Here is an 11,240-nt window from a genome sequence, read left to right on the forward strand (position 1 = left end):
AGTCCGGAGAGCCCCGGCCACCGCCGGAACGGTTCCGCCGCACGAGTTTCTACGAGGAAGGCACGGCCGCCGCACGTGAGGGACACACGAGAGAGCCGGCTGCTCCTGGTACTGCTGATCGCCATCGCGTTCGCGCTGATCACGGTGGACATCAGAGCGGGAGAGGCTTCGCCGGTCGACGGCGCCCGGCGGGCCGCCGCGGCCGTCTTCGGCCCCGTCGAGAAGGGCGTGGCGACCGCCGTGGACCCCGTCGCCAACGCCATAGGGGCCGTCCGCGACTCCGACGAGCGCCACAACCGGATCACGGCCCTGGAACGCGAGAACACCGCCCTGAAGATCAAGCTGGGCAGCGACGACCGGACCCGCAGCCGCATCCACGAGCTCGACGAGATGCTCAAGCGGGCCGGCACCGGACAGTACGGCATCAAGGGCGCCGAGGTCATCGGGATAGGAGCGGCCCAGGGCTTCTCCTGGACCGTCACCATCGACGCCGGCAGCAAGGACGGCATCGAACGCGACATGACCGTCCTCAACGGCGACGGCCTCGTCGGCCGCGTCGCCACCGTCGGCCCCGACACCGCCACCGTCGTCCTCGCCAACGACCCCGGCTTCACCGTCGGCACCCGCCTGGAGAAGTCCGGCGAACTCGGCTTCGCCACCGGCCAGGGCGACCGCGCCCTCTCCGTCCAGATGCTCAACGGCCGCGCCAAGATCAGCCCCGGCGACCGGCTCGTCACCTTCGGCTCCCGCGCGAACAAGCCCTTCGTCCCCGGGGTCCCGATCGGCGAGGTCGTCAAGGTCGACCCCTCGGGCGGCGACCTGACCCGCACCGTCTGGGTCCGCCCCTTCGTCGGCTTCTCCCGCCTGGACATCGTCGGCGTGGTCGTCATGCCCCCGCGCGAGGACCCCCGCGACGCCGTCCTGCCGCCCAAGCCCGAGCCGCCCAAGCCCACCCCGACGGTCACCGTCACGGTCACCCCGTCCCCCTCCGCCAGCGTCTCCGGCAAGCCGGCCGACGAGTAGGAGCTGACCGCCATGCGCATCAACCGGATCCTGCTCGCGGGCTCGCTCGTCTCCGTCGCCCTCGTCCTCCAGGTCACCGTCCTCGGACGGCTCCAGCTGCCCGGAGCCGTCCCCGACCTGGTCCTGCTGACCGTCGTCGCCCTCGCCCTGGTCTACGGACACGTCAGCGGAGCCCTCATCGGCTTCGCCGCCGGCCTCCTCACCGACCTCGCCCCGCCCGCCGACCACGCCGCCGGACGGTACGCCCTCGTCCTGTGCCTCATCGGCTACCTCGTGGGCCTGGCCCGCCCCGACAGCGGCCGCTTCCGCTCCGCCTGGGGGCCGATGCTCACCGTCGTCGCCGCCGCGATCGGCTCCACCCTCCTGTACGCGGGCGTCGGCGCCCTCGTCGGCGACACCGCCGCCCGCCACGTGGGCCTGGTCGGGCTGCTGTTCACCGCGACCCTCTACGACCTGCTCCTCGCCCCGTTCACCGTGCCGTTCATCATGGCCCTCGCCCGCCGTGCGGAGAACGACCCGATGGCCGTCGAGGCCAACGGCGGCCCCCCGCAGGGCAAGGACGTCGCCTCCGGCTGGCTGGCCGGCGGCACCGGCCTGCGCATCGGCAGCCAGCGCGGCGGCCTGCGGCTGATGACCGCGCGCGGCCGCGCCAACCGGGCCGGCCGCATAAAGGGTGTCAAAGGTGTCAAAGGCGTGAAGAGCGTCAGGAAGCTGTGACGGGGGAGCAGTAGTGACCAACATTCCGGAGACCGGCCGCACCCCCCGGGTGCAGATCCGGCTCGTCATCCTCCAGGTGCTCGTCTTCTCGCTGCTGCTCACCCTCGGCGGACGGCTGTGGTACCTCCAGATCCGCAACGGCAAGGAATACTCCGACGAGGCCAAGAACAACCACGTCCAGCAGGTCGTCCAGCCCGCCGTCCGCGGCTCCATCCTCGACGCCCGCGGCATCCCCCTCGCCGACAACGAGACCCGCCTCGTCGTCTCCGCCAGCCGCACCGAGCTGATGAAGATAAAGGACAAGGGCAAGGGCGTACTCACCCGCCTCGCCGGGGTCCTGGACATGAAGCCGCAGGACGTCATGGACAAGGTCCGGCTCTGCGACTCCAAGACCCCCCAGCCCTGCTGGAACGGCTCCCCCTACCAGCCGATCCCCGTCACCCTCGAAGCCACCACCCAGCAGGCGCTCCAGATCCGCGAACGCCCCGAGGACTTCCCCGGCATCACCGCCGAGCCCACCGCCGTACGCCGCTACCCGGCCCCCGGTGGCGCCAACACCGGCCAGGTCCTCGGCTACCTCTCCCCGGTCACCGACGACGAGATCGTCAAGGCCAAGAACACGAACTCGCCGTTCCTGCGCTCCGACCAGGTCGGCCGCTTCGGCCTCGAACGCACCTACGACAAGCAGCTGCGCGGCAAGTCCGGCGTCACCCGCTACGAGGTCGACAACCTCGGCCGCGTCATCGGCCAGGCCGAGAACGACCCGGCCGTCCCCGGCGCCCACCTCGTCACCAGCATCGACGCCCGCGTCCAGGGCGTCGCCGAGTACGAGCTCAACGCCGCCATGGTCGAGGCCCGCAAGCAGATCGACCGCAACACCGGCGTCCCCTACAAGGCCGACGCCGGAGCCGTCGTCGTCCTCGAATCCAAGACCGGCCGGGTCGTCGCCATGGCCTCCAACCCCACCTACGACCCCAACGTCTGGGTCGGCGGCATCTCCGCCAAGGACTACGCCAAGCTCACCGCCAAGGAATCCAACGTCCCCCTGATGAACCGGGCGATCCAGGGCCAGGCCGCCCCCGGCTCCATCTTCAAGGTCATCCCCACCACCGCCGCCGTCAACGCCGGATACCCCTTCGACGGCAGCTACCCCTGCCCCAGCTCGTACTCCATCGGCGGACAGGTCTTCAAGAACTTCGAGTCCCAGGGCCACGGCAACATCACCCTCGGCCAGGCCCTCGAAGTCTCCTGCGACACCGTCTTCTACGCCCTCGGCCACCAGCAGTGGCTCAAGGACGGCGGACTCCACCCCATCAAGAACCCCGCGGAGATCTTCTACAAGACCGCCCACCAGTTCGGCCTCGGCGCCGAGACCCACGTCGACCTCCCCGGCGAGGAGAAGGGCCGCGTCCCCGACCGCGCCTGGAAGCAGCGGTTCTGGGAAGCCAACAAGGACCAGTGGTGCAAGACCGGCAAGAAGGGCGGCACCTACGTCGAGCTGCTCTCCTACGAGAACTGCCTCGAAGGCAACCTCATGCGCGCCGGTGACGCCGTCAACTACTCCATCGGCCAGGGCGACACCCTCGTCACCCCCATCCAGATGGCCACCATCTACGCCGCCATCTCCAACGGCGGAACCATGTGGAACCCCACCATCGGCAAGGCCGTCATCAGCGCCGACGGCAAGAAGGTCGAGGAGATCAAGCCGCAGGCCCACGGCAAGCTGCCCATGGACGAGAAGACCCGGCAGCAGATAAGCGAAGCACTGGAGGGCGTCGCCACCCGCGGCACCGCCGCCTGGCGCTTCGGCGGCTGGCCCCAGAAGCAGATCCCCATGCACGCCAAGACCGGCACCGCCGAGGTCTACGGCAAGCAGACCACCTCCTGGTTCGCCACCTTCACCGACGACTACACCATCGTCATGACCATCTCCCAGGGCGGCACCGGCTCCGGCGCCTCCGGCCCCGCCGTCCGCAACATCTACAACGCCATCTACGGCCTCGACATGGCCGGCAAGCAGGACCTCTCCAAGGCCCTCCTCCCCAAGCCCGAGGCGAACCTGCCCACCATCCAGCCGGACGGCTCCATCGACGCCCCCGAGATCCGCCCCTACGTGCCCCCGTCCCCCGAGGACGTACCGCCCGCCCTCGCCGGACCGCCGGCCCCGCCCGCGCACAAGCAGGACTGAGGCCCGATGCAGACCGCCAACAAGTTCTCCGTCTCCCGGTACGCACCCGAGCGCGGACCCGTCGCCAAACTGACCGCACGGGACTCCGTCCTGCGCCGCCTCGACTGGCCGATACTGCTGTCCGCGCTCGCCCTGTCCCTCCTCGGCGCGCTGCTGGTGTGGTCGGCCACCCGCAACCGCACCACCCTCAACCAGGGCGACCCGTACTACTTCCTGACCCGGCACGCCATGAACACCGGCATCGGCCTCGTCCTGATGATCGGCACCATCTGGCTGGGCCACCGCACCCTGCGCGGAGCCGTGCCGATCCTCTACGGGCTCTCCCTGATCCTCGTCCTCGCCGTGCTCACCCCGCTCGGCTCGACCATCAACGGCGCCCACGCCTGGATCGTCATCGGCGGCGGCTTCTCCCTCCAGCCCGGCGAATTCGTCAAGATCACCATCATCCTGGGCATGGCCATGCTGCTCGCCGCCCGTGTCGACGCCGGAGACCTCGAACACCCCGACCACCGCACCGTCGTCAAAGCCCTCTGCCTGGCCGCCGCCCCCATGGGCATCGTCATGCTGATGCCCGACCTCGGCTCCGTCATGGTCATGGTCGTCATCGTGCTCGGCGTCCTGCTCGCCTCCGGCGCCTCCAACCGCTGGGTCGTCGGCCTCCTCGCCTCCGGCGTCGCCGGAGCCGTCCTCATCTGGCAGCTCGGAGTCCTCGACGAGTACCAGATCAACCGCTTCGCCGCCTTCGCCAACCCCGAGCTCGACCCCGCCGGCGTCGGCTACAACACCAACCAGGCACGCATCGCCATCGGCTCCGGCGGCCTCCTCGGCTCCGGCCTCTTCAAGGGCTCCCAGACCACCGGCCAGTTCGTCCCCGAACAGCAGACCGACTTCGTCTTCACCGTCGCCGGCGAGGAACTCGGCTTCGTCGGAGCCGGACTGATCCTGGTCCTGCTCGGCGTCATCCTGTGGCGGGCCTGCGTCATCGCCCGCGAGACCACCGAGCTGTACGGGACCATCGTCTGCGCCGGGATCATCGCCTGGTTCGCCTTCCAGGCCTTCGAGAACATCGGCATGACCCTCGGCATCATGCCCGTCGCCGGGCTCCCGCTGCCGTTCGTCTCCTACGGAGGCTCCTCGATGTTCGCCGTCTGGGTGGCCGTCGGACTGCTCCAGTCGATAAGGGTGCAACGGCCGATGTCGGCCTGAACCGGGCGGGTGCACCCCATGCTTCCCGCCGCCGCGCGCAGCGCCCTGCCGCCACCCGGGATCGGGACTAGATTCGACGTATGGCGGACACCCAGCGCGAGACCGAGCGGAAATTCGAGTTCACCGCGGGCCGGGCGGACGACGGGAAGCCCGGGGGCCACGGGAAGCGGGCGAAGCGGAGCGGGAAGAAGCAGGACGCGAAGCACGACCGGGCCGCCCGGCCGGCGGTGCCCGATCTGACCGGGACCGCCGGGATCGCCTCCGTCCGCGACCGCGGCAGCACCCGCCTCGACGCCGTCTACTACGACACCCCCGGCCTCGTCCTCGCCGCCGACGGCCTCACCCTGCGACGGCGCACCGGCGGCGAGGACGCCGGCTGGCACCTCAAGCTCCCCGTCGCCCCCGGCGTCCGCGACGAGATCCACGCCCCCCTCTCCGACACCCTCCCGCCGGACCTCGCCGCCCTCGCCCGCTCCCGCACCCGCCGCTCCCCCCTCGAACCCCTGGTCCGCCTCCGCTCCGAACGCCACACCCGCGACCTCCTCGACGCCGACGGCACCCTCCTCGCACAGCTGTGCACCGACACGGTCCGCGCCGAACGCGGCAAGGCCGCCACCGCCTGGACCGAGGTCGAGGTCGAACTCGCCGACGCCGGCGACCCCTCCCTCCTCGACACCGTCACGGACCGCTTCGCCGAAGCCGGCCTGCACCCCAGCGACGCCCCCTCCAAGCTCGCCCGCGCCCTCACCGCCACCGGCGCCCCGCCCCCCCCCCCCACCCGCCCCGGCCACGCCCCCGCCGACCGGACGGCGGGCGCGCACGTCCTGGCGTACCTGCGCGAGCAGCGCGACGCCCTCATCGCCCAGGACCCCGCCGTACGCCGCGACCTGCCCGACTCCGTCCACCAGATGCGCGTCGCCATCCGCCGGCTGCGCAGCGCCCTCGCCACCCACCGCAAGATCCTCGACCGCGCCGCCACCGACCCCGTGCGCGAGGAACTGCGCTGGCTCGGCGCCGAGCTCGGCGCCGACCGCGACCGCGAAGTCCTCCTGGAACTGCTGCGCGCCCGGCTCGCGGAACTCCCGCCCGACCTGCGCCTGGGCCCCGTCCGCGACCGGCTGCGCACCTGGAACGCCCTGCGCCGCAAGCGCACCCGCCGCCGTGCGGTCGCCGCCCTCGACAGCGACCGCTACCTGGCGCTCCTCGACTCCGTCGACGCCCTCCTCGCCGACCCGCCGCTGCGCCCCGCCGCCTCCCGCCCCGCCGCGCGGCAGCTGCCCAAGGCCCTACGGCACGACTGGGACCGGCTCGCCGACCGGATCGACGCCGCCCTCGCCCTCGACCCGGGCGAGGAACGCGACCGCGCCCTCCACGAGGCCCGCAAGGCCGCCAAACGGGCCCGCTACGCCGCCGAGGCGGCCGTCCCCGCCCTCGGCAAGGCCGCCCGCAAGCAGGCCAAGGCCGCCAAGTCGGTCCAGTCCCTGCTCGGCGACCACCGCGACGGGGTCGTCGCCCGCGAGGCCCTGCTCGGTCTCGGCGCCCAGGCGGCCGACGCGGCCGAGTCCTCCTTCACCTGGGGAGTGCTCCACGCCCGCGAGGAAGGCCGGTCCGCCCGCCTGGAGCACAAGCTTCCGGCCATCTGGGCCAAAGCCGAGCGGCGCAGGGCGAAGGCGGCCCGGAAATGATCACGTGGAGAAGGGGAGCCGGGCCTCAAGGTACGCTTGAGAGTCGCCCCCTGCCCGCTTCACGAAAGTCGCGTGATGTCCGAGTCGGTCTTCCCACAGCTCGAAGCTCTGCTCCCGCATGTGCAGAAGCCCATCCAGTACGTCGGCGGTGAGCTGAACTCCACCGTCAAGGACTGGGACGCGTGTGACGTCCGCTGGGCGCTCATGTACCCCGACGCGTACGAGGTGGGCCTGCCCAACCAGGGCGTCATGATCCTCTACGAGGTACTCAACGAGCGCGAGGGCGTCATGGCCGAGCGCACCTACTCGGTGTGGCCCGACCTCGAAGCCCTGATGCGCGAGCACAAGGTGCCGCAGTTCACCGTCGACAGCCACCGCCCGGTCTCGGCCTTCGACGTGTTCGGCCTGTCCTTCTCCACGGAGCTGGGCTACACCAACATGCTCACGGCCCTGGACCTCGCGGGCATCCCGCTGGAGGCCAGGAACCGCACGGTCGACCACCCGATCGTCCTCGCGGGCGGCCACGCGGCCTTCAACCCCGAGCCGATCGCGGAGTTCATCGACGCGGCCATCATCGGCGACGGCGAGCAGGCCGTCCTCGACATGACCGAGATCATCCGCACCTGGAAGGCCGAAGGCCGCCCCGGTGGCCGCGAGGAGGTCCTCCTCCGCCTCGCCAAGACCGGCAGCGTCTACATCCCGGGCTTCTACGACGTGGAGTACCTGGAGGACGGCCGCATCGGCCGTGTCGTGCCGAACCGCTCCGGCGTTCCGTGGCGCGTCTCCAAGCACACCGTCATGGACCTCGACGAGTGGCCCTACCCCAAGCAGCCGCTGGTCCCGCTCGCCGAGACCGTCCACGAGCGGATGTCCGTCGAGATCTTCCGCGGCTGCACCCGCGGCTGCCGTTTCTGCCAGGCCGGCATGATCACGCGCCCCGTGCGGGAGCGAAGCATCACCGGCATCGGCGAGATGGTGGAGAAGGGCCTGAAGGCCACCGGCTTCGAAGAGGTCGGCCTGCTCTCCCTGTCCTCCGCGGACCACACCGAGATCGCGGACATCGCCAAGGGGCTCGCGGACCGCTACACCGACGACAAGATCGGCCTCTCGCTGCCCTCGACCCGCGTGGACGCGTTCAACGTGGACCTGGCCAACGAGCTGACCCGCAACGGCCGGCGCTCCGGTCTGACCTTCGCCCCCGAGGGCGGCTCCGAGCGCATGCGCAAGGTCATCAACAAGATGGTCTCGGAAGAGGACCTGATCCGTACGGTCGCCACGGCCTACGGCAACGGCTGGCGCCAGGTGAAGCTGTACTTCATGTGCGGCCTGCCGACGGAGACCGACGAGGACGTGCTCCAGATCGCCGACATGGCGATCAACGTCATCGCCAAGGGCCGTGAGGTCTCGGGCCAGAACGACATCCGCTGCACGGTGTCGATCGGCGGCTTCGTCCCCAAGCCGCACACCCCGTTCCAGTGGGCCCCGCAGCTCTCCGCCGAGGAGACGGACGCCCGCCTGGCGAAGCTCCGCGACAAGATCCGCGGCGACAAGAAGTACGGCCGCTCCATCGGCTTCCGCTACCACGACGGCAAGCCGGGCATCGTCGAGGGCCTCCTCTCGCGCGGCGACCGCCGCATCGGCGACGTGATCCGCGCGGTCTACGAGGACGGCGGCCGCTTCGACGGCTGGCGCGAGCACTTCTCGTACGACCGCTGGATGGAGGCGGCGGAGAAGACCCTGCCGGCGTACGGCGTGGACGTGGCCTGGTACACCACCCGCGAGCGCACGTACGAGGAGGTCCTCCCCTGGGACCACCTGGACTCCGGCCTGGACAAGGACTGGCTCTGGGAGGACTGGCAGGACGCCCTCGACGAAACCGAGGTCGAGGACTGCCGCTGGACCCCGTGCTTCGACTGCGGCGTGTGCCCCCAGATGGACACCCACATCCAGATCGGCCCCACCGGCAAGAAGCTGCTGCCGTTGTCGGTCGTGAAGTGACCTGAGCGACCTGAGTCGTTCCGATATGCCCCTCACCGGGAACGGTGGGGGGCATATTCATTCGACGAGCGACGTGTGGACGCAAGTCCGGGCCGTGCAGGCCGCGCTGGCACCTCGACCTGCGGACCCGGTGGCTGGCGGAGCCGGGATCGATCGACTGAATCTGTGGGGCCCCGCGCAACGGAGCGGGGCGTTCTGCTGTCCTTAGCGGCATGGAGAACGAGAAGCCGCAGGCCGTGCCTGGTGGGGGTGGGTGTCTGGGCGGGGTGGTCCGGGTGCCCGTGAAGGTCGTGGCCGTGCTGGTGGTGCTGCCCGTGCGGGTGGTGTGGGACCTGGTCGCCGCCTGCGCGCGGGGACTCGGGCGGCACGTGCTCGCGCCGCTGGGGAACGGGCTCGGACGGGGGCTCGTGCGGTTGTGGCGGTATGTGCTGAAGCCGCTCGTGCTGGTGGTTTTCTACTGGCCCTGGGTGGGCATGTGGCGGTACCTCGTCGCTCCGGTCGGCAGCGCCGTGTACCGGTACCTGCTGCGGCCGCTCGGGATGGGTGCCGCCTGGGTGGTGCTGGTGGTCGGGCGGTACGTGCTCGCGCCCCTCGGGGCCGGGCTCGGGTGGGTGGTGCGGGACCTCGTCGCGCCGCCGCTGGCCTGGGTCTACCGGCGGGTGCTGACCCCGCTCGGGCACGGGGTGCGGTGGCTGGTGCGGGGGGCCTGCCTGCTGGTGTTCGTCTGGCCCTGGGTGGGGCTGTGGCGGTACGTGCTGGCGCCCGTCGGGCGTGGGGTGGCGTGGGTGGTGGTGCACGGGGTCGTGCCGCCCCTCGTCTTCCTCGTGCGCGAGGTCCTCGCGCCCGCCTGGCACCTCGCCGGCCGGATCACCCGGGCCCTCGGGCGCGGGCTGCGGTGGCTGTGGCGGGGCTGCGTCGCCCGGCCGCTCGCCTGGGTCCACCGGCGGGTGGCCACCCCCGTCGGGCATGCGCTGCGCGAGGTGTGGCGNCGGGGCCACCTGGCGTATCTCCCGCGCCGCGGTGCGGGAGGCGCGGGCCGAGGTGCGGCGGGCGCTGTTCGGGAGCCCCGTGGGGGAACCGGCGAGGTCACGGGCGCGTACTCTGGGTAGTACGACAGCCGCCGACGCGGCACCCGCTGCCGAGATCTCCCCGCCCCGCCGGCGGGGGTGAGCCGGACGGGTCGACAGGACTCAGGGCGGCGCGCGAGCCGCGACGCCCCGCACAAGGAGAAGAACCACTGGGCAAGCGACAGCCCGAAGGCCCGCCCCCCGCACCGGTGGTGCAGCGCATCCGACTGCGCTACACCAAGCGTGGCCGCCTCCGGTTCACCAGTCACCGAGACTTCCAGCGCGCGTTCGAACGCGCCCTGCGCCGCGCCGAGGTACCCATGGCGTACTCGGCCGGCTTCACCCCGCACCCGCGGGTCTCGTACGCGAACGCCGCGCCGACCGGCACCGGCAGCGAGGCCGAGTACCTGGAGATCGCCCTCGCCGCGCCCCGTGACCCCGAGACGCTGCGCAAGCTGCTCGACGAGTCGATGCCGCTCGGCCTCGACATCGTCGACGCCGTCGAGGCCCGCACCTCCGGGCTCGCGGACCGGCTGACGGCCTCGGTCTGGGAGCTGCGCCTGGAGGGCGTGGAGCCTGCGGAGGCCCAGCGCGCGGTGGAGGCGTTCCTCGCCGCCGAGACGGTGGAGGTGCAGCGCCGCACCAAGAACGGGATGCGGACCTTCGACACCCGGGGCGCGGTCGTCAGCCTCGAAGCCCTTCCTGCCCAGGTTGATAGGTCCCCGGACAATGCCTGTGCGATACTGCGGCTGGTTGTTCGGCATTTGACACCTGCCGTGCGACCCGACGACGTCCTGTCCGGTCTCCACGCTGTGGCCGACCTGGCGCCGCCGGTCCCCGCTGCGGTGACCAGGCTGGCGCAGGGGCTCTTCGACGAGGAGTCCGGCACGGTGACCGACCCGCTCGCGCCCGACCGCGAGGCCGACACGGCCGCCCCACCCACGGCCGCCGTGAACGCCGACGCGAAGGCGCCGGAAGGTCCCGCCGCGTAGGGATCGTCGTCGTCGCGCCGCCCTGGAACTCGGGAGCCACCTGGGTCGGGCAGCGCACAGACCTGAAGACTTCCGCCAGGCCGTACGGACAAGACGTACGGAACCGGCGGCCATTGACTACAGCTCCCGTGTGGCGAACGCGCCCCGGAGGCCGGCTCCGCGTACATCGCGCGGAGCCGTGCCGGACCGGATGTCAGCCGCGGCGCCCGGGAGCGTGACGGGAGAACCGCCCGCATGCTCGACAACGAAAACGAGAACACCCCCGCCGCCGGCACCGGCAGCCCCAGCGACAACCTGCCTCCGCGCAGGCGTCGCCGCGCGGCTTCCCGGCCGGCCGGTCCGCCCGGCGGTGTCGCCGCCGAGG

7 protein-coding genes are annotated in these 11,240 nt (G+C 71.6%); all 7 read left to right on the forward strand.

Features of this window, described 5'->3' with window-relative positions:
• The first annotated feature begins 75 nt into the window (after positions 1 to 75).
• A complete protein-coding gene (gene mreC / locus VR44_RS14835) occupies positions 76 to 1,023 on the forward strand; it encodes a rod shape-determining protein MreC (protein WP_045947949.1) in 948 nt (315 codons plus the stop codon).
• A 12-nt stretch (positions 1,024 to 1,035) separates the two neighbouring features.
• Positions 1,036 to 1,740: a rod shape-determining protein MreD gene (gene mreD, locus VR44_RS14840; RefSeq protein WP_045947950.1), complete on the forward strand. Its 705-nt coding sequence runs from the start codon at positions 1,036 to 1,038 to the stop codon at positions 1,738 to 1,740.
• A 13-nt stretch (positions 1,741 to 1,753) separates the two neighbouring features.
• On the forward strand, positions 1,754 to 3,928 hold the full coding sequence (gene mrdA, locus VR44_RS14845; RefSeq protein ID WP_045947951.1) for a penicillin-binding protein 2: 2,175 nt from the start codon (positions 1,754 to 1,756) through the stop codon (positions 3,926 to 3,928).
• 6 nt (positions 3,929 to 3,934) lie between these two features.
• A complete protein-coding gene (rodA, locus tag VR44_RS14850; RefSeq protein WP_045947952.1) occupies positions 3,935 to 5,134 on the forward strand; it encodes a rod shape-determining protein RodA in 1,200 nt (399 codons plus the stop codon).
• 80 nt (positions 5,135 to 5,214) lie between these two features.
• Positions 5,215 to 6,819: a CYTH and CHAD domain-containing protein gene (locus tag VR44_RS14855; RefSeq protein ID WP_094191652.1), complete on the forward strand. Its 1,605-nt coding sequence runs from the start codon at positions 5,215 to 5,217 to the stop codon at positions 6,817 to 6,819.
• Between the two features lie 72 nt (positions 6,820 to 6,891).
• On the forward strand, positions 6,892 to 8,817 hold the full coding sequence (locus tag VR44_RS14860) for a TIGR03960 family B12-binding radical SAM protein (RefSeq protein ID WP_211275070.1): 1,926 nt from the start codon (positions 6,892 to 6,894) through the stop codon (positions 8,815 to 8,817).
• 1,279 nt (positions 8,818 to 10,096) lie between these two features.
• Positions 10,097 to 10,876, forward strand: coding sequence for a TIGR03936 family radical SAM-associated protein (locus VR44_RS14870; RefSeq protein ID WP_045947956.1), 780 nt, complete (start codon positions 10,097 to 10,099; stop codon positions 10,874 to 10,876).
• The last annotated feature ends 364 nt before the right edge of the window (positions 10,877 to 11,240 follow it).

This window comes from Streptomyces katrae, from assembly GCF_000966975.1.
Classification (GTDB): Bacteria; Actinomycetota; Actinomycetes; order Streptomycetales; family Streptomycetaceae; genus Streptomyces; species Streptomyces katrae.